This is a genomic window from Pseudomonas sp. Q1-7 (assembly GCF_028010285.1).
Lineage (GTDB): Bacteria > Pseudomonadota > Gammaproteobacteria > Pseudomonadales > Pseudomonadaceae > Metapseudomonas.
Map to the genome: position 1 here is coordinate 4850584 of NZ_CP116304.1, position 20253 is coordinate 4870836.

The 20253-nt window shown below is 65.3% G+C and carries 14 protein-coding genes; 3 read left to right on the plus strand and 11 right to left on the minus strand.

What is annotated here, in order from left to right:
- Positions 1-97: 97 nt before the first annotated feature.
- The 6 genes from PJW05_RS22520 to PJW05_RS22545 form a co-directional block, all read right to left on the minus strand.
- A complete protein-coding gene (locus PJW05_RS22520) occupies positions 98-2644 on the minus strand; it encodes a sulfite reductase flavoprotein subunit alpha (RefSeq protein WP_271412287.1) in 2547 nt (848 codons plus the stop codon).
- Positions 2645-2827: 183 nt separating this feature from the next.
- Positions 2828-5035: a TonB-dependent receptor gene (locus tag PJW05_RS22525; protein ID WP_271409168.1), complete on the minus strand. Its 2208-nt coding sequence runs from the start codon at positions 5033-5035 to the stop codon at positions 2828-2830.
- Between the two features lie 265 nt (positions 5036-5300).
- Positions 5301-6425, minus strand: a complete 1125-nt coding sequence (locus PJW05_RS22530; RefSeq protein ID WP_271409169.1) for an alpha-hydroxy acid oxidase — start codon at positions 6423-6425, stop codon at positions 5301-5303.
- 11 nt (positions 6426-6436) lie between these two features.
- Complete coding sequence (locus tag PJW05_RS22535; RefSeq protein ID WP_271409170.1) at positions 6437-7117, minus strand: Fe2+-dependent dioxygenase; 681 nt, start codon at positions 7115-7117, stop codon at positions 6437-6439.
- 181 nt (positions 7118-7298) lie between these two features.
- Entirely contained in the window at positions 7299-9512 is a 2214-nt protein-coding gene (locus tag PJW05_RS22540) for a TonB-dependent receptor (protein ID WP_271409171.1), read from the minus strand.
- Between the two features lie 198 nt (positions 9513-9710).
- Complete coding sequence (locus PJW05_RS22545) at positions 9711-10874, minus strand: type III PLP-dependent enzyme (protein WP_271409172.1); 1164 nt, start codon at positions 10872-10874, stop codon at positions 9711-9713.
- A 544-nt stretch (positions 10875-11418) separates the two neighbouring features.
- On the opposite strand from PJW05_RS22545, the gene PJW05_RS22550 reads away from it, so the two are divergent.
- The 3 genes from PJW05_RS22550 (at position 11419) to PJW05_RS22560 (ending at position 14214) form a co-directional block, all read left to right on the plus strand.
- The gene (locus PJW05_RS22550) at positions 11419-13002 is read left to right on the plus strand and encodes a peptide chain release factor 3 (RefSeq protein ID WP_271409173.1); all 1584 of its coding nucleotides are present in this window, start codon (positions 11419-11421) and stop codon (positions 13000-13002) included.
- 75 nt (positions 13003-13077) lie between these two features.
- A complete protein-coding gene (locus tag PJW05_RS22555) occupies positions 13078-13404 on the plus strand; it encodes a hypothetical protein (RefSeq protein WP_271409174.1) in 327 nt (108 codons plus the stop codon).
- Between the two features lie 27 nt (positions 13405-13431).
- Positions 13432-14214 (plus strand): TatD family hydrolase, encoded by a 783-nt coding sequence (locus PJW05_RS22560; RefSeq protein ID WP_271409175.1) that lies wholly within the window; start codon positions 13432-13434, stop codon positions 14212-14214.
- Positions 14215-14396: 182 nt separating this feature from the next.
- Here PJW05_RS22560 and PJW05_RS22565 read toward each other — a convergent pair whose 3' ends face one another.
- The 5 genes from PJW05_RS22565 to PJW05_RS22585 form a co-directional block, all read right to left on the minus strand.
- Entirely contained in the window at positions 14397-16721 is a 2325-nt protein-coding gene (locus PJW05_RS22565) for a DUF6160 family protein (protein ID WP_271409176.1), read from the minus strand.
- 10 nt (positions 16722-16731) lie between these two features.
- Positions 16732-17340, minus strand: a complete 609-nt coding sequence (locus PJW05_RS22570) for a DUF6160 family protein (protein WP_271409177.1) — start codon at positions 17338-17340, stop codon at positions 16732-16734.
- The gene (locus tag PJW05_RS22575) at positions 17330-18361 is read right to left on the minus strand and encodes a hypothetical protein (RefSeq protein WP_271409178.1); all 1032 of its coding nucleotides are present in this window, start codon (positions 18359-18361) and stop codon (positions 17330-17332) included. Before PJW05_RS22575 ends, PJW05_RS22570 begins: the two co-directional genes overlap by 11 nt.
- A gap of 2 nt (positions 18362-18363) precedes the next feature.
- On the minus strand, positions 18364-19407 hold the full coding sequence (locus PJW05_RS22580; protein ID WP_271409179.1) for a DUF6160 family protein: 1044 nt from the start codon (positions 19405-19407) through the stop codon (positions 18364-18366).
- 174 nt (positions 19408-19581) lie between these two features.
- A complete protein-coding gene (locus PJW05_RS22585; RefSeq protein ID WP_271409180.1) occupies positions 19582-20190 on the minus strand; it encodes a hypothetical protein in 609 nt (202 codons plus the stop codon).
- Positions 20191-20253 lie beyond the last annotated feature (63 nt).

Below are 20253 nucleotides of genomic sequence, written 5' to 3' on the forward strand. Positions count from 1 at the left end.
GCCAGATGACGCGGAGAGCAGGCAAAAAATCGCCCCGCACAAGGCGGGGCGAACAGTCCCCAGGAGCAGGGATCACTCGGTTCGGCGCGTCACGCCGTCAGTAAACATCGCGGCGGTAACGGCCTTCGTCATGCAGTTGCTGCAGCCCCGCGTCACCCAGGATGTCGCGCAGCGTGGTGTCGACGCCTTCGGCCATGCCCTGCAGGCTGCCGCAGATGTAGAGCACCGCGCCCTCGGCCAACCAGCTGCGCAGCTCATCGGCCGCCTCACGCAGGCGGTCCTGTACGTAGACCTTCGCGGCCTGGTCGCGGGAGAAGGCGAGGTCCAGGCGTTGCAGCTCGCCCTGGTCCAGCCAGCCCTGCAATTCGTCGCGGCAATAGAAGTCATGGGCCCGGTTGCGCTCGCCGAACAGCAACCAGTTGCGTGTGCGGCCGTCGGCGATGGCCGCCTTGAGCAGGCTGCGCAGGCCAGCGAGGCCGGTGCCGTTGCCGATGAAGATCAGCGGACGGTCATCCTCGACCAGGTGGAAGCGGCTGTTGCGGCGCAGGCGCAGCGGCACGGCAGCCCCTTCCGGCAGGAAGTGGGTCAGCCAGCCGGAGGCGATGCCCAGGCTGCCGTCGGCATGCTGCTCCTGGCGCACGATCAGCTCCAGTGCCCCGTCGCTGGCGAGCGAGGCGATGGAGTACTGGCGCACCGACAGGCCGATCAGGGCCTGGACCAGGGCTTGCGGATGCAGGCCCACCAGGTGTTCGAAGGAATTCGGCAGCAGGCGCCCGGCCAAGGCCTGGCGCAGCGGCTGGCGCATGCCGTCCAGCTCGACCGGAGCGTCACCGTCCAGCTTGTGCTGGTCGAGCCAGGCCTGGATGCGCGAATCGGCCTGGCGCGGAAGGATTTCCACCAGGTCGCCGGCCTGCCATTCCATCCGGCTACCGGCCGGCGGACGCAGACGCAGCAACCAGGTGGACTCGCCCTGGCTGCCCGGATTCAGGTGTTCGCGCCGTTCCAGAGTCCAGTGCTCAAAGGCCGGGCCGCTCCAGGGCGTCAGCTGGGCGCTGCCGGACACTTGGGCGAGTTGCTGCTGCCACTGCTGCAGGGCACCGCTGTCGCCGTTGTCCACCTCCACCGGGTCGAACAACTGGCTGGCGCCCTGCCCTTTCAGCCAGGCCTGCAGGCGGCGGCCGAAACCGCAGAATTGCTCGTACTGTCGATCCCCCAGGGCCAGCACGGCGAAGCGCAGGCCGGCAAGCTGGGAGGCCTGGCCAAGTACCTTGCGCTCGAAGCCACGGGCGTCGTCCGGGGCCTCGCCGTCGCCGAAGGTGCTGACCACGAAAAGGGCATTGCGGGATTGGGCCAGGGCCGCACCATCCAGGCTCGCCAGGGGTTCGACCCGTACCGGCAGGCCGGCGGCCTGGAGCTGGCCGGCACTCTGCCAGGCCAGTTGTTCGGCGAAACCGCTCTGGCTGGCGAAGCCGATCAGCCAGGAGTCATCACCACCGCTCGCGGCGAGGTTGCCACGAGCCGCACGGGCTGCGCGCTTCTTGCGCCGACGGTCGAGGTAAAGCAGCCAGCCCGTGACGAAGAACAACGGCATGGTCAGGCTGGCGAGCGTCACCAAGATGCGTCCCGTCAGGCCGAAATACTCGCCCACGTGCAGCGCGTAGATGCTGGTGAGCACTTGCGCCTTGAAACTCTTGTCGGTGTAGCGGTCGCTGCGCAGCACCTTGCCGCTGGCCGGGTCGAGGCGGATCTGGTTCAGCGCGCGCGGGTGCGCGGCGTCTTCCAGCAGGTAGAAGACAGTGGCCGGCTGGCCGCCCACCGGCGGCAGGCGCAGGTTGTAAGTGCTCATGGTGGGGCCGGCGGTTTCGCGAATGCTCTTCCACACGGCGTCATAATCCACCACCAGCGGCGGGCCGGACGGCGCTTGGCCGCGCCCTTCGCCACGGCGCTCGCCAGGCTTGCCCTGCTGCCCGGCGGGGGCGTCGGCGAGCAGGCGATTGAGGCCTTCGCGGTACCAGTCGTAGGACCAGAACAAACCGGTCAGTGCCGCCAGGAGATAAAACAGCAGGCACCAGGTGCCGGCCACGGCGTGCAGGTCCCAGTTGAAGCTACGGCCCTTGCGCGACCAGTCGAGGGTCAGCCAGGCGCGCCAGTTGGCGGCCTGCCGCGGCCAGCGCAGGTACAGGCCGGAAAGACAGAAGAAGATGAGGATCAGGGTACAGGCGGCGGTGATCTGCTTGCCGAACTCGCCCAGGGCGAGGTAACGGTGCAATTGCAGCATCAGGCCGAAGAACGGCTGGCCGACGGGCTCGCCCAGCAGTTCGCCGGTGTAGGGGTCGAAGTAGCGCATCGGACCACGGCGCTCGCCGGGCGGCGGCGCGAAGAAGACGCGGGCGGCCAGGTCGCTGTTGGTCGCCACCCAGAGGCCGGACACTTTCTTGTCCTCGGCGGCCTCGATCCTGCTCACCAGCTCGGCCGGCGGCAGCACGCCGCTTTCGCGCACCTGGACGGTCAGGGTCTCAGGATTGAGCAGGCGGAGGATTTCCTCCTGGAAGCTGTAGGCGGCCCCGGTGACGCCCATCAGGGCCAGTACCAGCCCGGCACTGATACCGAACAGCCAGTGCAGCTGGAACAGGGTCTTCTTCAACACGTGATATCCCTCGGGTACGCGTCTGGCAACGCGCCGGATCGCAGGTTCGCGGTCGGCACCATGCCTGACCGGGAGGCGATTTTATTTGAGAACGGGATGCGTTAAACCAGAAATCGACGCGTTTACCTTTTATTTACCGCCGCGCGGGCCCTGCACCAGGCAGGGCCCGCGGCTCGTCCATCAGAACGAGTAGGTGGCGGTCAGGATCGCCGAACGGGCATCGCCGTATTCGATGGCCGAGGAACGTGCGCTGGTGCCGTTCTGCTGGCGTACGCGCTCCACGTAGTCCTTGTCGAACAGGTTGTTCACGTTCAGCTGCAGGTCCAGGTCCTCGCTGACCTTGTAGCCGACCATGGCGTTGTGCAGCCAGTAGGCGTCCAGCTTGGCGGTGGTGCTGGAGGTGACGTTGCGTTCGCTGACATAGCGCGCACCGTAACCCAGGGTCCAGCCTTCCGGCAGCTCGTAGGTGGTCCACAGGTTGAAGGAACGCGGCGGGGTGTTGCCCAGCGCCTGACCTTCACGGGCGATACCGGCAGCGGTGTCGGCCGCCTTGAGGGTTTCGCTGGACTGGAAGGTGTAGTTGGCGAACACGTCCCACTGCTCGGTGATGTGGCCGGTCAGGCCCAGTTCCACGCCCTCCACGCGCTGCTTGCCGGCTAGTTGGGTGGAACCGTCGGCCATGGTTTCACGCGCGTTGGTCTTCTCCACGCGGAACAGCGCGCCATCCAGTGCCAGGCGACCATCCAGGAGTTCCCACTTGGTGCCCAACTCCCAGGTTTCGTTCTTTTCCGGGTCCAGGTTCTCGGTGTTCGCGTTCAGGCCGCCACCGTTGGAGGCAATGCCTTCGGCGGTGGGGTTGAAGGAGTTGCCCCAGGCCACGTAGAAGCGGCCGTTCTCCACCGGCTTGTAGACCAGGCCGGCGCGGCTGCTGAGCTTTTCGTCCTTGGAGGTGAAGTCGCCGGTCTGCTGGTGGGTTGCGTTGAAGGTGTCGCTGTGGCCCTTGAACCAGTCGTAGCGCAGGCCGACGTTGAAGTCCCACTGCTCGTGCAGGGCGACGGTATCGAAGACGTACAGCGCCTTGTCGTCCAGCTGGTTCTCGGTGTAGCCGCGGATGTTCTTGCCCACCGGGCCATCCCAGTGTCCGGGCGGGTTGGACAGGTCGAAGCCATTCCCTGGATAAGGCGCAGATGCCGTCCCCAGGAAGTGGTCGTAGTTCTTGAGATCGAAGTCCTCGCGGGAGATCTCGGCGCCGGTCACCAGTTCGTGGCCGAGGCCGAAAGTGTCGAAGCTGGCGCGCAGGTTGGTCTGGTTGATCCACATCTCGGTGGTGGTGTCACGACCGTACGCCTGCGGACCGGCCGGGAGGTAGCGTCCCGGCGGGACGCCGTCGGTATTCACGTGGGACGCCGAAACGATGGTGTTGCGGTCGATGCGGCTGTAGCGGGTCAGGTTCTGCAGACGCAGGCTGTCGCTGAAATCGTGCTCGAAGTTCGCGGTGAAGGCGTTCTGCTCGATCTCGTCCTTGTCCAGGTTGTCCCAGCCGAAGTAATCCTCGCGGCTGACGCCGGCGATCTTCTTGCCGTCGCGGGCGGGCACACCATAGTCCGGCAGGTTGTCGTCGGTCTGGTGGAAGGCGCTGAGGGTCAGGCGGGTGGCGTCGTTGAAACCCAGGCGCAGGGAGGGCGCAACGCCCCAGCGCTCGCGGTCGATCTCGTCGCGGCCGGGCACGTCGTTCTCGTGGGCCATCAGGTTCACGCGGAAGGCGCTGTTGCTGCCCACGCCTTCCAGCGGCTGGTTGGCGTCCAGGGTCAGGCGGTGGTAGTTGTCGGTGCCGAGGCCGCCGCCCAGGCGGGTGAAGGCGCGATCCATCGGCTGCTTGCTGATGATGTTGATGCTGCCGCCGGTGGTGCCGGCGCCGCCGAACACCGAGTTCGGGCCCTTGATGACCTCGACCTGCTCGATGTTGAAGGTATCGGTACGGCTGGTCTGGGCGCTGTCGCGCAGGCCGTCGATCTGGATGTTGTTGTTCGCGGAGAAACCGCGAATGTTGATGCTGTCGCCGGAGCCACCGCCGCCCTCACCGGCGTTGAAGGTGATGCCGGAGACGTTGGACAGCACCTGGCGCAGGCTCAGGGCCTGTTGTTCCTGGATGACTTCCCGGGGGACGACGGTGATGGTCTGCGGAGTGTCCAGCAGCGGCGCGGTGTACTTGGTGGAAGCGGACTGCTCGACCTTGTAGGACTTCTCGGCTTTACCGTCCACGTTCACGTTGCCGAGTTCCAGTTTGCCCTGCTCCGCGGCCAGGGCCAGTCCGGTGGTCGACGCCACGGCCAGACCGATGGCAGAAGCCAGGAGGGCGCGTTGTGGCAGGTTGTTCTTTTTGCTCATAAGAATCACTCCCCAGTGAAGATGGGGCGCGATTCTATTTGCGAATGTTTATCAGTAAATATAAAGAGATGGAATTTACATAATCTTTACATTTCCATGATGAAATCTTCATACGCAAAAATCAGAAAAAATCGACAAACGTGCAGCCAAAAGTCACCTTCTTAAGCAATCATGTTAAACATCAGGCGTCCCCGCCCTCCAAACACGCGGCGCACCCCTCCAGTCATTTACGAAAATTCGTACACAGCCTCGGGAGGCACCCGTTTCACCTCGCGTCGAGGTGACCCTCGCGCCAGATCAGGGAGGCGTCTATGTCAGCGAGGCTGGCGCAGCCGGTCAGGGCCATGGCCACTTCCAGTTCGGTGCGCAGCAGGTGCAGGACATGGGCCACGCCCGAAGCGCCGGCCGTGGCCAGGCCGTGGACGTAAGGGCGGCCGATCATCACCGCGTCGGCCCCCAGGGCAAGAGCCTTGAACACATCCGTCCCTCGACGGATGCCACCATCCAGCAACAGCGGTACTTTGCCCTCCACCGCACGCGCCACGGCCGGCAGCACGTCGAGGGTCGCCGGCAGGCCATCCAGGGTGCGCCCACCGTGGTTGGAGACCACTATCCCGGCCACGCCTGCCTCGACCGCCCGCACGGCGTCGCGCGGGTTCATCACGCCCTTGACCAGCACCGGCAGGCGGGTAAGGGACTGCAACCATTCGAGGTCCTTCCAGGTGGGCGCATGCTCCAACAAGGGACTGCCGAACAGCGGGCTGGCTCCCGGCCGGGCGACGCTGGGCGGCAGGCTGCGCATCCCCTTCAGGTTCACCGCCTCCACGCCCTCGGGGAAGGCGAAGGCGGCGCGCTGCTCGCGATTGCGCAGACCATTCACGGGCGCATCCACCGTCACCACCAGCGCGCGATAGCCCGCCGCTTCGGCGCGGCGCACCAGTTCCCGGGTGAACTCGCGGTCCGGCTGGATGTAGAGCTGGAACCAGAGCGGCGTCTGCGCCGCCTGGGCGATGGCCTCCAGGCTGACGCTGGCCTGGGTGCTGACCACCATGGCGGCGCCCATGGCCGAGGCGCCCAGCACGCTGGCCAGCTCGCCGTCCGGGTGCGCCAGCTTCTGGAAGGCCACCGGGGCCAGGAGGATCGGGTAGTCCAGCTCCAGCCCGCAGAGCCGCAGGCGCGTATGGCCGCCACCAAGGTCCTCCATGACCCGATTGAGCAGGCGCACACGCTGGAAGGCGGCCAGGTTGTCCGCCAGGGTCTGCTCATCCGCGGCGCCCCCAGCCAGGTAGGCCCAGGCCTCGGGGGTCATGCGTTCGCGGGCGAAGGCCTGGTAGTCGGCGACGGCGGCGATTTCGGCGGGTATCTGCTGGAGCTTGGGAAGTGACGACATGGCGACTCGGCTCAGGTGTGCGACCAATGCCGCAGGAGGTTGTGGTAGAGGCCGGTCAGGCGCACCAGTTCCGGGCTGCCCGGCAGTTGGCGGGTCAGCGCCTGGATGCTCTCGTCCAGCTCCAGCAGCATGGCCCGCTGGCCGTCCTCGCGGACCAGGCTCTGGATCCAGAAGAAGGACGCCAGCCGCGCCCCACGGGTGACCGGCTCGACCCGGTGCAGGCTGCCGCTCGGGTACAGCACCAGGTGCCCGGCCGGCAGCTTGACGCGTTGATTGCCGTAGCGGTCCTCGATCACCAGCTCACCGCCTTCGTAATCCTCCGGCTCGCAGAAGAACAGCGTCGCAGAGAGGTCGGCGCGCACCCGGTGGGGGGTGCCCGGCACGCTGAAGATCGAATTGTCGATGTGGTTGTCGTAGGTGCCGCCGCCCGTGTAGCGATTGAAGCGCGGCGGCAGCACCTTCAGCGGCAGCGCGGCGGCCATGAACTGCGGATTGCCGACCAGGCGTTCGAGGATGAAGTCACCGATCTCCGCGGCGAGCGGATCGTCCAGCGCCAGCTGTTCGTTGGCCTTGGCGCCGACTGCGATATGCCCGGCCGTCCCCCGGCCATCCTGCCAACTGGCGCGCTCCAGCGCCTCACGGCATTTGCGCACCTGCTCGGGCGTCAGCACATCGGGGATGGTCAGCATCATCGTCGGTGGTCTCCATGGGTTCTGGCGAACCTCTATCAGAAGCGAATGATTCTAAATTGGGCCGCCGCACTATGACAGCGCCGCCATCGACAAGGATTGATCCGCGTCGGTAAAAGCTCCTTGCGCTGCCCATGAAAACGCCCCGGCCACGAATGCGGCCGGGGCGTTCCAATCGCGTGGTTCAGAAGGACAGGGTCGCCGAGAGCACCGCCGAACGCGCGTCGCCGTATTCGAAGGCGGAGGAACGGCCAGCCGTGCCCAGGACGGTGCGCACCCGCTCCACGTAGTCCTTGTCGAACAGGTTGTTGAGGTTCAGCTGCAGGTCCAGGTTTTCACTGGCCTTGTAGCCGAGCATGGCGTTGTGCAGCCAGTAGGCATCCAGCTTGATGCCGTCGTTCGACGACGTGAGGTTGCGCTCGCTGACATAGCGCGCGCCGTAGCCGACCCGGAAATCACCCGGCAGGTCGTAGGTCGTCCACAGGTTGAAGGAGCGCGGCGGCGTGTTGGCCAGCGCCTGCCCTACAGTGGCGAGGCCCTTAGGGGTGTTGGCGTCCTTGCGGGTTTCGCTGTCGAGGAAGGTGAAGTTGGCGAACAGCTTCCACTGCTCGGTGAGCGCACCGGTCGCTGCGAGTTCGACTCCCTGTACCCGGCGATCCCCGGCCAGCGCCGTGGAACCGTCGGCCATGCTCACCCGCGCGTTCTTCTTGTCCACCTGGAAGATCGCGGCATCCAGCCCCAGGCGACGGTCCAGCACTTCCCACTTGGTGCCCAGTTCCCAGGTCTCGTTCTTTTCCGGACCGAGCTTCTGGGTCGCTTCGCTCAGGCCGGCGCCGGAGGTGGCGAGGTTTTCCGCCGAGGGGTTGAAGGAGTTGCCCCAGGCGACATAGATGCGGCCGTAGTCGGTGGGCTTGAACACCAGGCCGGCGCGGCTGCTCAAGCGCTCGTCACTTGAGCTGTAGCCCTTGGTGGTCCACGCGCCCTTGGCCAGGCTGCGGTTCTCGGCGTCGCCATCGACCCAGTCGTAGCGCATCCCCAGGCTCAGGTCCCACATCTCATGCAGGGCGATGGTATCGAACAGGTAGAGCGCGCGGTCGATCAGGCGGGTGTCGACCGTGCTCGAAGTCCCCTTGTCGGTCGGCCCGCTCCAGTAACCCGGCGGACTGGCCAGTTCGTAACCGTCACTGGGGAACTTCAGGCCGTAGGAATACACGTCACGGGAATACGTCTCGCGGGATAGTTCCAGGCCGCCGACCAGGGTATGCCCGAGTCCGAAGGTGTCGAAGTCGGCCGTCAGGCTGGTCTGGTTGATCCACATCTTGCTGGTGGCATCGCGGCCATAGGCCTGCGGACCCGCTGGGATGTAGCGCCCCGGAGGCAGCTTGTCGATGTTGATGTGGGAGGCGGAGATCACCGTGTCACGGTGGACCTGGCTGTAGCGCAGCAGATTCTGCAGCGACAGGTCGTCGTTGAACTGATGCTCCAGTTTGAGGGTGAGCGCGTTCTGGCTGATGTCCTCCTTATCCAGGTTGCGCCAGCCGAAGAAGGCGTCGCGGCTGACCCCGGCCACGCGCTTGCCGTTGAAGGCGGGCACACCGTAGTCCGGCTCGTTGTCGTCGACCTGGTGGAAGTAGCTCAGCGTCAGGCGCGTGTCTTCACTGAATCCCAGCGCCAGCGACGGCGCGATACCCCAACGCTGGCGCTCGATCTGCTTGCGGTCAGGCACATCGTTCTCGTGGGCCATCAGGTTGAGGCGGAAGGCACTGCCGGTGCCGACGCTCTCCAGGGGCTGGTTGGTGTCCAGGGTCAGGCGGTGGTAGCTGTCGGTACCCAGGCCGGCGCCGAGGCGGGTGAAGGTTTCGCCCAGCGGTTGCTTGGTGATCTGGTTGATGGCGCCGCCGGTGGTGCCCATGCCACCGAACACCGAGTTGGGGCCCTTGATGACCTCCACCTGCTCGATGTTGAAGGTATCGGTGCGGTTGTTCTGCGCACTGTCGCGCAGACCGTCGATCTGCATGTTGGCGTTGGCCGAGAAGCCGCGGATGTTGATGCTGTCGCCCGACCCACCGCCGCCCTCACCGGCGTTGAACGTAATGCCGGAGACGTTGGACAGCACTTCGCGCAGGCTCAGTGCCTTCTGGTCCTGGATCACTTCCTGGGGCACCACGGTGATGGTCTGCGGTGTATCCAGCAGCGGTACGGCGTACTTGGCCGAGGCCGAGCGTTCGACCTTGTAGGATTTGTCGCGCTGGCCATTCACCGTTACGTCGTCGAGCTGCAGCGCCGGCCCCGCCGACGATGCGGCGGCAAAGGAGGAGGACGTGGCCAGGGCGATGCCGATGGCGCTCGCCAGCCGGTTGAGCGGGGACAGCCTGGGGGGTGTGTTCCGATGATCCATGAGAGGTCTCCCTGTTGATTGGGGAGCGACTCTATTTAGTAATGATTATCGATAACAACTGGCCCGCACAGATTCGGAAATGCCCTTGCCGCCGGCGGATAATCCCTACACGGAATGTGCTGCCCACACAGCCTCAGGGGTTGTCGCGCGCAACGAAAAGGCCCGCCAGAAGGCGGGCCTCTTACGTAGCGCGGCGGCTTACAGGTAGTAGGACTTCAGCGGCGGGAAGCCGTTGAATTCCACCGCGCTGTAGCTGGTGGTGTAAGCGCCGGTGGAAAGCCAGTAGAGGCGGTCTTCGGCGGCCAGGTTCAGCGGCAGGCCGTACTTGTAGTGCTCGTACATGATGTCGGCGCTGTCGCAGGTCGGGCCGGCGATCACCACTTCTTCCATCTCGCCCTTCTTCTCCACCCAGATCGGGAACTTGATGGACTCGTCCATGGTTTCGATCAGGCCGGAGAACTTGCCCACGTCGGTGTAGACCCAGCGCTCGACGGCAGTGCGGGACTTGCGCGCCACCAGCACCACTTCGCTGACCAGGATGCCGGCGTTGGCGATCAGGGAGCGGCCCGGCTCGAGGATGATTTCCGGCAGCTCGTCGCCGAAGTCTTCCTTGAGGAAGCGGATGATTTCCTCGGCGTAGGTTTCCAGGCTGTTGGTGCGCTGGATGTAGTTGGCCGGGAAGCCACCGCCCATATTGATCATCTGCAGGGTGATGCCGTCCTCTTCCTTGAGGCGCTCGAAGATCACCTTGACCTTGGCGATGGCGGCGTCCCACACGTCGATATCACGCTGCTGGCTGCCCACATGGAAAGAAACGCCGTAGGGCACCAGGCCCAGTTGCTTGGCGAGGATCAGCAGGTCCAGGGCCATGTCCGGGTTGCAGCCGAACTTGCGCGACAGCGGCCAGTCAGCCGAGGTGGAGCCTTCGGTGAGGATACGTACGTAGACCTTGGAGCCAGGCGCGGCCTTGGCGATGTTGCGCAGGTCGGCTTCGGAGTCGGTAGCGAACAGGCGCACGCCCTTCTCGTAGAAGTAGCGGATGTCGCGAGCTTTCTTGATGGTATTGCCGTAGCTGATGCGCTCCGGGCCAACGCCGGTCTTCATCACCTTGTCCAGCTCATAGATGGAGGCGATGTCGAAGTTGGAGCCCTTGTCGCGCAGCAGTTCGGTGATCTCGGTAGCCGGATTGGCCTTCACCGCGTAGTAGATCTTGGCGAAGGGGAAGCAGCTGACCAGTTGATCGTAGGAATCGGCGATGGTCTGTTTGTCGATCATCACGAACGGGGTTTCTTGCTTGTCGGCGAATGCCTTCATGCGCTGGAACGTTTCGGGCGAGAAATAGTCTTCGACCTTGATCGACATGCGAGGGACTCCATATGGCAAAACAAACGAAAGTTGTCAGGGGTGGCGCTGTCCTTCTATGGACAACACGCCGGAACGTCTGATCAGTTTCCCCACTTTGGTTCGCCTACTTCCCAAGGCATGTCGCCGAGGATCTTCAGTCGGGTACGACTTCAAACCTCTCGTCGTCAGTACTTGAGCCGGATGGATCGTTGCCAGCATGGACGTTCGGGCGCGAACTTTAGGACCACAGGCAGCACAGATCAATCAAAAATTGCCGCTTTCTCGCATCCCTTTGTCGCATCGCCAGTTGACCGTTTCGAATCCTCAACAAAACGTCATGAAATGCTGCACAGATGTGGGTTGCAGGGTGATGACAGGGGCGGTGCTGGCGGGACCGGAGGAAGCGGATTCATCCGCGAATGAATCCACGCCCAAGGAGCAGCACCCAAACCTCGATCACCCGGATGCCCGGCGGCACTGATCGGCCGTCCATTTCCCGCTATAATCCCGCGCTTTTCCGGGCCGTTCGCGCCCCGCCATCGATTCCAACGGGCACCCATCCATGACCATCCAGGCCGCCGAAGTCGCGAAACGCCGCACGTTCGCGATCATCTCCCACCCCGACGCCGGTAAGACCACCATCACCGAGAAGCTGCTGCTGATGGGCAAGGCCATCGCCGTGGCGGGTACCGTGAAGTCGCGCAAGTCCGACCGTCACGCCACCTCCGACTGGATGGAGATGGAGAAGCAGCGCGGCATCTCCATCACCACCTCGGTGATGCAGTTCCCCTACCGCGAGCACATGATCAACCTGCTCGACACCCCCGGCCACGAAGACTTCTCCGAAGACACCTACCGCACCCTGACCGCGGTGGACTCGGCATTGATGGTCCTCGACGGCGGCAAGGGCGTCGAGCCGCGCACCATCGCCCTGATGGAAGTCTGCCGCCTGCGCGACACCCCCATCGTCAGCTTCATCAACAAGCTGGACCGCGACATCCGCGACCCCATCGAACTGCTCGACGAAATCGAAGCGGTGCTGAAGATCAAGGCCGCGCCCATCACCTGGCCGATCGGCTGCTACAAGGACTTCAAGGGCGTGTACCACCTGGGCGCCGACAAGGTCATCGTCTACACCCCGGGCCATGGTCACGAGCGGACCGAGATGAAGGTGATCGACAAGCTCGACTCGGATGAGGCCCGCGCCCACCTCGGCGATCTCTACGACAACTTCGTCGAGGAGCTGGAACTGGTCCAGGGCGCCTGCCACGCGTTCGACAAGGACGCCTTCCTCAAGGGCGAGATGACCCCGGTGTTCTTCGGCACCGCGCTGGGCAACTTCGGTGTCGACCAGGTGCTCGACTGCATCGTCGACTGGGCCCCCAAGCCGCTGTCCCGCGCCACCCACGAACGCAGCGTGGAGCCCACCGAAGAGAAATTCTCCGGCTTCGTGTTCAAGATCCAGGCGAACATGGACCCGAAACACCGCGACCGCATCGCCTTCATGCGTATCTGCTCGGGCAAGTACGAGAAGGGCATGAAGATGCGCCACGTCCGCCTGGGCAAGGACGTGAAGATCGGCGACGCGCTGACCTTCTTCTCCAGCGAGCGTGAGCAGCTGGAAGAAGCCTATGCGGGCGACATCATCGGCCTGCACAACCACGGCACCATCCAGATCGGCGATACCTTCACCGAAGGCGAGGCCCTGGGCTTCACCGGTATCCCGCACTTCGCCCCGGAACTCTTCCGCCGCGTTCGCCTGAAGGACCCGCTGAAATCCAAGCAGCTGCGCCAGGGCCTGCAGGAACTGGCCGAGGAAGGCGCCACCCAGGTGTTCTTCCCCGAGCGCAACAACGACATCATCCTCGGCGCCGTGGGCGTGCTGCAGTTCGACGTCGTGGCCAGCCGCCTGAAGGAGGAATACAAGGTGGAGTGCGCCTACGAGGCGATCAACGTCTGGTCGGCGCGCTGGATCGAATGTGGCGACGAGAAGAAGCTCAAGGAATTCCAGGACAAGGCCTTCGAGAACCTCGCCATCGACGGCGGCGGCCACCTGACCTACCTGGCGCCCACCCGCGTCAACCTCAGCCTGATGGAAGAGCGCTGGCCGGACGTGAAATTCCGCGCCACCCGCGAGCACCACTGAGGCCCGGTCGGCGCGCCGGCTTCCCGCCCCCTGCCGCATCCGCTAGGCTGGCGTCCTTTCCACAAGGAGCCAGCCATGCGCAGGATGCAAAAAACCGCCCTTCTCCTCACCCTGTCCATCCTCGCCGCCGGCACCTCCCAGGCCGACGTCAAGATCAAGCTGCCCTATTGGGTGGTCGGCCTGGAGTGTCAGGGCTACGCCCACTGCTTCGCCGCCAGCAACGGCACCTACACCGGTAGTCTCAATGGCGCCCGTCGCTTCGACGACCTCGATGCCGCCCACCGCTTCATGAACTCGCTCACCAGCAGCATCCGCGCGAAGAATCCGCGGCTGCTGGAACAGTCCGAGTTTGTCTGCCTGCCCCCGGACCAGGCGCGCGGCCGCACCGGCCCGGCTTGCTGACCACGTCCGTGGGTATATGCTGGCGCCATGCTGATCGATACCCACAACCACCTGGATTTCCCTGACTTCGACGCCGACCGCGAGGCCGTGCTGGCACGTTGTCGCGCCTCGGGCGTACGCCGCCAGGTGCTGCTCGGCGTCTTTCGCGAGAACTGGGAACGCATCTGGGACATGGTCAACGCGGGGGACGATTTCTACGCGGCCTTCGGCCTGCACCCCGTCTACCTGGCCCGGCACCGCGACGAACACCTGCTGGACCTACGCCAGTGGCTGGAGCGCCATGCGGGCCATCCCCGGCTCTGCGCGGTGGGGGAAATCGGCCTGGATTACTTCATCCCCGAGCTTGATCGCGACGACCAGCAACGCCTGTTCGACGCCCAGCTCGCCCTGGCGGCGGAATTCGAACTACCGCCGCTGCTGCATGTACGACGCAGTCATGCGGCGGTGATCGCCACCTTGAAGCGCTTCCGCCTCAAGCGTCCCGGCATCGTCCACGCCTTCGCCGGCAGCATCGAAGAGGCGCGTGAATACCGCAAGCTGGGCTTCCGCCTGGGCCTCGGCGGCGCCCCCACCTGGCCCCAGGCCAATCGCCTGCGCAAAGTCGTCGCGCAACTGCCCCTGGAAGACCTGGTGCTGGAAACCGACTCGCCGGACATGGCGCCGGCCATGCACCCCTACGGGCGCAACAGCCCTGAGTTCCTGCCGGACATCTGCGCGGCCCTGGCGGAGATACGCGGCGTCACGCCGGAGGAATTGGCCGAGGCCAGCACGCGCAATGCGCGTGAGGTGTTCGGCTGGGCGGAGTCGTGAGCGGCGCCGGCGCGGGCGCGACCCGGCACCGGTACGGTGTTTGTGCGGGCGAACGCGCGACTGAAGTCGCTTCCAGACCGACCGCCGAGTCGGCCGGCTGAACCTCGCTTCACCGATCCACCCTTCGCGGCTCGGCACAGCGCCGCGGGTGGATGGAAAAACGCCATCCCCCCGACAAAGCCTCAGTTGATCGGCGTGGCCGTCAGGTTGGCACTGATGTCGGCATTCTGCAGCTTGATGCCGTACATGGAGGTAACGGCACCGCCGGTGGGGTGGACGTGCTGCACACGATCGATGTTGATTTCCTTGAAGTGGATGCGCCCGTTCACGGCGAAGCCCAGCGGGTCGGGAGTGACGGGCGAGCAGCTGCCGCCACTGTTGGTACAGACCTTGGTGGGCGCCACGTCGAGGTTGAGGTCGGCGTTGAAGCCGTAGGTATTGGCGTTGGGGTCCGCCGGATTGCCATCGGAGGTATGGAAGTTATCCACAACCAGCTGGCTGCCACTGCCGGCGGCGCCATTGACCCGGTCGGTTTCCCAGATGATCTGGTTGCGCTTCTCGTCGGTGGCGACGCCGTTGACGTTGCTGTCCACCGTCGCGTCGCGGACGAACACATTCTTCAGTTTCACCGACACCCCTTCGTTGCCCCGGTCTTCCCAGCGCCCGCCACTGGCCGAGCAGGCCCCGGCATTGGCGCCGCTGCCACCGACGCACAGCGCGCCCGCGCCGCCGGAGCTCAGCGCCAGGGTGGAGCCCAGTTCGTAGCGCTTGAGGACCAGTCGGCCGAGGCTGGCGCCGGTGGTGCGGTCGCCCCAGCGCAAGTCGCTGACGTCCAGCTTCGACCAATAGCTGCCCTTGCGCAGTTCGATGCCATTGAGACTCACGTCCACCGAACCGTCGCGGAAATGCATTTCGTAGTTCGTTCCAGCCAGCCACAGGCCCTTGCCAGTCTCATCCACGCTGATGGCGGCACGGGCGTCGCTGAAGACGAAGTCGGCGTTGTAACGCAGGCCGTCGCCGCTGCTGCCACCGGGCAGCAGGGTGAGCTGGCCGTTGAGGGTGAAATCGTAGGCCGGGAAGATCTCCATCAGCACCAGCAGCTCGGTGCCGCCCTGCAGCGGCGCGTCGGGCGAGCCCACTCGCAGGCCGTCGAAACTGTAGCCGCCCCGGATATTGGCAAGGCCCAGGCGCAGGCCATCGAAATGGCCGTTGTAGGTGCCTTTGCCCAGGTCGCTCTGGGTGCCGGCATAGCAGCCCGTGCCGGCCCCTCCTGCGCAACTCCGGGTGAGGTCGAGGGTGAGTTGGCCGGTGCCGTGGGTGCGCAGGTCGCTGAACCACAGGCTGTTGCCGTTATCGGTGAGGGAAACCGAGCTGTTGCCCATGTTCCAGCTCACGTCGGCGGTGAGGCCCTGGGTACCGGAATTGGGGTCGCCGCCCGGACGCAGCCTGAGCCAGTTCTGCCGCGCGCCTTCGTCCACGAAGTTGAGGTCGATGGCCAGGCTGCCGAGTTTCTGGTTGCTCGGGTTGCCGATGATCAGGCCGCCGAGGGTGGCGTTCAGCTTGAGGTCCTGGAAAGCCACCTGGGCGTAGCTGCCGCTGGCGTCCTGATCCAGGTCGAAGGTCAGGCCGCCGAGGCTGCGCAGGGTGCCGGAGAAATTCTCGGCACGCAGGATGCCGTCATCCTGGTACTGGAACAGACTGCTGCCGATGGTCAGGTCCGGGCGTACGCGGATGCCCTCGCCGCTGGCGCCCCCGCTGGCGACACTGAGGCTGCCGCCCAGGCGCAGGTCCAGGCTGAGCTTGCCGAAACTGCGGCTGGCGTTGGGGTCGCGCACGTCCGGCGCATCGGGTGTGGCCGGCGCGGCGGTGGGGTCGCCATGGGCGAGGTCGAGGCTGATGCCGCCGACGGTACCGACGAAGCGCGCATCGCCCAGGTTGAGCGTGACCTCCTGGCCGGTGCCACCGTTGACGATGTCCAGGTAGGCGTTGTCCAGGTATGTGTCGAAGGACAGGCCTTTGACGATGAGGTCGAAGCCGTTGTCCCGGTAGTAGAAGGTCACGTCGGTGAGCGAAAGGCGGCTATCGTCCACCGCGATGCCGCTGACGCCACTGGCACCGCCGCCTTTGAGCCTGAGCGTGGCGCCGAGGGTGTAGAAGGCACGGAAGGCGCCGAAGCTCCCGCTGCCACTGTCCACCCCGATATCGCTCACCGCCAGCACCCGCGGGCTGGCACTGTGCTGCACCTGCAAGTGGCCGTCGTGCACGTCGAGGGTCGACTGGGAGGTGCTGATAGCGCCGCTGGCGGGCCGGCTACTCACGTCCCGCAGGTCGAGGCTGTGGCCGTCCTGGCTGTAGCTGATGCGGTCGGCCGACCAGCCCTGACTGGAGGTTTCCAGGCTGAGACCGCCCTGGCCGCTGACCGAGGCCATCGCGGAGTCGTCGAGTGCTTCCATGGCCTGGGCCTGGGAGGCGAGGAGCAAGCCAAGCAGCAGGGGAGCGGGGCGCATGGTCGGGTCCTCAGTTCTTCGGGAAGATCAGCACGCTGCCCTGCATGCGGATGGTGCCGTCCACTTTCGCCGAGAAGATGTCGGTCTGCTGGTAAGCGGGATTGCCACCGTTGGCGACGCCACCGGCCTTGTTCTGCCAGCCGCCCTGGTTGGCCACGCCGAAGGCGAAGCTGCCGTTCTTGAAGCGCACCTCGTTGGGCAGGCCGAGGGCCAGCACGTCCTGGTTGAAGGCGGCGCCGTCGCCGCCGAAACCGCTGTCGATCAGCCGGGTATTCAGGGTCAGCCCTTCAAAGCTGAAGATGCCCTTGAGGTTGTCCAGCACGTACCAGCCACCGTTGGCTTCGGAACGGATGGCGATGCGCAGGCCGCAGCTTTCCGGGCTGGCGGCGCCGGCGATGGCGCAGCTGCGTTCGTTGGCCTGCCAGGTGGCCGGGTTGTTGGACGAGGGGGTGTTCCACAGCACACCGCCGTTCTTGTTGATGCTGAACTCGCCGGAGAGGTACACCCCGCCCTGCCCGCTCAGCCGACTCAGGTCGGCATCCTCCAGAGGCTGCAACTCCGCCCGGACCAGGGCCGGCAGCGCCAGCAACGCGGCCAGGTAAAGCACCTTAGAGGTCATGGCTGGTCACCTTCAGGTAGTTGATGCTGAGCCCCTGGATGGCGTTGTAGCCGAAGTTGTAGCCGCCGCTGCCGAAGTTGCCGCTACCGGCCTGGAGGCTGTTGATGACGATATTGGTGCGCGGCGCGTTGGCATAGAAGTCGGCCGCCAGGGCGTTCTTCTCCGCCGTGGTGGTGCCGGAGGCCGTGGGGTTGGGCAACTCCAGGGCGAACTGGCCGTTGCTGCTCACGTCGAACAGCAGCGGCTGGGTCTTGCCGTAGCCGAGGGAGATGTTGGCGTAGGCATTGTTGAGGAAGATGGTGCGGTCGCGCTGCTCGGTGGTGCTGCTGCAGCCGCTGGTGCCGGCGGCGCAGCTCATGATCTGCAGGCTCTTGGCAAAGAGGTTGATGCGCGCCTCGCCGACCATCTGGCTGCGGCTGCTGTCGCCCCACAGGCGCAGGTAGGAGCCGTCCATCGTCAGTTCGGCGAAATCCAGGTTGAGGATGTCGGTACGCCCGGCCGCCACCTGGAAGTCGAAGCGGATACCCATGTCCACCTTCTCGTTGGCGCGGCTGGAGCACGTGTTGCCGGCCGCCGCGAAACCGCCGATGCAGGGCTGGCCGGCGGCGCCGGTCAGGCGTTCGGGGAACATGAATTCGAGGACGGTGACGTTGCTCGGGGTGGTTTGCACCCATTGGCCATCGTCGCGCAGGGTGCGCATGGCTTCGCCCTTGGCCAGGTTGAGGGCGAAGGGATGGTTGAGCCGGCCGATGGTCACCGGGCTGAGGTTCGCACCCTTGTTGCTGCCGGCGGCGCCCAGGTAGAACTCTTTCACCGAGATGGGGACGTTCTGTCCGCTGCCGTTGGTGATGTCGTTGATGGTGATGGTGGCGTTGCTGGCGTCCAGCAGGACCTGGTCCAGCACGAAACCGATACCGGCGCCCTGTACGTCGGCAAGCTCATGGTCGTCGAGGACTTGCATTTCCGCGTCCGCCGGGCCGGCTAGCAGCGCGAACAGCAGCAGGGAAGCCGTCCGGGCCATGCTCAGCACCCCGCCGTGGCCGTCCCCAGGCAGGTGTCCTGCCGGGGGATACCGTTGAAGGCCTGGTCGAAGTCGATGTTGATCGGCGACACCAGGTTGCCGCTGGCGTCGCGGTACCTCGGCATGTTCATGAAGGCCCCCTTGAGGGCGGTCACGAAGGCGTTGCGGTCCATGTCCTTCCAGGCCAGGTCCTGGCTCTGGAAGGAGATGAAGAAGCCCCGCGCGGCCCCTTCCATGCTCGACATGTTGGCGATGTTGCCCACCGGCAAGGACTGGAACTGGGACAGCGGGAAGCAGGTCGCGATGCCGAGGATGCTGCAGTTGCTCGACGCGAAGGCGCCAAGCAGGGCATCGGTCCAGCCACCTGCACAGCCGGCGGTGCAGGTCAGGCCATCGCCGTTCTTGATGCCCGACTGGGAGGCGCGGGTGGGGTCGGCGACGCCTCCCGGAGTGACCAGTTGAGCGTCCGCCTCCAGCGTACTGCTGCGGTAGACACCGGCGAGGAACAGTGCGGCCTGCTGGGCAAAGTTGGCCCGGTCGTAGATGGCATTGCCGGTGCCCTTGATATGCACCGGGATATTGCCGGTCAGGCTCTGGATATCCCCGGAAAGCACGCCCTTGGCCTCGCCGAAGCCGATGCGCACGCCCACCACCTTGTTACCGGAATACGCCAGCTCGACGAAAGGGTCGGCGATGCGGAAGGGGTTCACCGATCCGTCGGCGTTGACCGTGCCGAGGGCGAAGTTGTTGATCAGGATGTCCGACGAGCCGGCGCCCTCCCCCGGCCGCGTGGCGGCATCGTCGTACTGGCCGAGTTGCAGCCGCTTCATGTTCAGTTGGGTGTCGACGCTCACCCCGAAGTTGACGCGGGTGTAATTGATGCCGCCGTTGGCATCGGTGGTCAGGTTGATGAAGGCCTGGCCGGTGACGTTGGACAGTTCGCTGTCGGCCAGCTCCTCCATCCGCGCCTGGGCGACGGACGCGGACAACACCCCGGCGAGGCAGACAGCTTTCAGCGACCAGGCGGGCAGCGGATTCGAGCGCATGGCGACTTCCCTGATTGTTCTTGTGTGGGCGAGCGACGCAGGCTCGTTCCCTGTCTTGCCACTATAGGGAGCCGAGCGGTGAAGCGTCCCGACCCATAGTCGAGTCGGGGGCGGCGGACCGGAGAAGGACGACCGGCCGCTGTTACCCGTCGCCACAAGGCGGTAACGCCGTGCTCAGCGCTGGCGGAACAGCCCGATCAGGTTGTCAGCGATGGCGCCCTTGATGTTCGCCACTTCCAGCCGGGAATTGCGTCCGAGGCTCGCCGGGTCGATACGGTGCAGGTGCAGGGACGGCATGCGCGCCTCGTATTCGCGCAGGTCGCCCTTCGCCAGCACCGGCAGGAATTGCTCGCCACGGGACTGGTATCGCTGAATCAGCAGCCTCAGGCCGTCCTGGAAGGGCAGCTCATGGGAAGGACTCAGGCGGTGCTCGCCGGGGATCTTCAGGTACAGGCCGGTGGCGCCCAGTACTTCGCCGGGCAGGATATGGATGCCGGTGGGCAGCACGGCATCGGCGGGAATCTCATGGAAGGTGTCGTGCCAGGCCAGTTCGTCGGGGAGGATGGTGATGCTGCCATGGGCCTCCTCCGGCACCACGAAGCTGTAACGGCTGTAGAGCTTTTCCACATAGGCCGAATAGACGCACAGGCGGTTCTCGAAGCGCAGCAGGAAGTCGATGGCCTCCTGGCGGTTGGTGATGGCGTCGAGGTCCCAGTCCAGGTCGGCCTGGCGTTCCAGTTCGGCCCAGCGGGCTTCGGCGATCAGGGCGGATTCGGCGTTCATGGTTCCGGCGTCGAGAAGCGGACAGACCTCTAAGGCAGAAAACATGCCAAGCAATTCAATCAC

Coding starts and splice junctions, on each gene's coding strand:
- PJW05_RS22525 (WP_271409168.1), bottom strand. CDS start 5,035: ATGAGCAAAAAGAACAACCTGCCACAACGCGCCCTCCTGGCTTCTGCC.
- PJW05_RS22530 (WP_271409169.1), bottom strand. CDS start 6,425: ATGTCGTCACTTCCCAAGCTCCAGCAGATACCCGCCGAAATCGCCGCC.
- PJW05_RS22535 (WP_271409170.1), bottom strand. CDS start 7,117: ATGATGCTGACCATCCCCGATGTGCTGACGCCCGAGCAGGTGCGCAAA.
- PJW05_RS22540 (WP_271409171.1), bottom strand. CDS start 9,512: ATGGATCATCGGAACACACCCCCCAGGCTGTCCCCGCTCAACCGGCTG.
- PJW05_RS22545 (WP_271409172.1), bottom strand. CDS start 10,874: ATGTCGATCAAGGTCGAAGACTATTTCTCGCCCGAAACGTTCCAGCGC.
- PJW05_RS22550 (WP_271409173.1), top strand. CDS start 11,419: ATGACCATCCAGGCCGCCGAAGTCGCGAAACGCCGCACGTTCGCGATC.
- PJW05_RS22555 (WP_271409174.1), top strand. CDS start 13,078: ATGCGCAGGATGCAAAAAACCGCCCTTCTCCTCACCCTGTCCATCCTC.
- PJW05_RS22560 (WP_271409175.1), top strand. CDS start 13,432: ATGCTGATCGATACCCACAACCACCTGGATTTCCCTGACTTCGACGCC.
- PJW05_RS22565 (WP_271409176.1), bottom strand. CDS start 16,721: ATGCGCCCCGCTCCCCTGCTGCTTGGCTTGCTCCTCGCCTCCCAGGCC.
- PJW05_RS22570 (WP_271409177.1), bottom strand. CDS start 17,340: ATGACCTCTAAGGTGCTTTACCTGGCCGCGTTGCTGGCGCTGCCGGCC.
- PJW05_RS22575 (WP_271409178.1), bottom strand. CDS start 18,361: ATGGCCCGGACGGCTTCCCTGCTGCTGTTCGCGCTGCTAGCCGGCCCG.
- PJW05_RS22580 (WP_271409179.1), bottom strand. CDS start 19,407: ATGCGCTCGAATCCGCTGCCCGCCTGGTCGCTGAAAGCTGTCTGCCTC.
- PJW05_RS22585 (WP_271409180.1), bottom strand. CDS start 20,190: ATGAACGCCGAATCCGCCCTGATCGCCGAAGCCCGCTGGGCCGAACTG.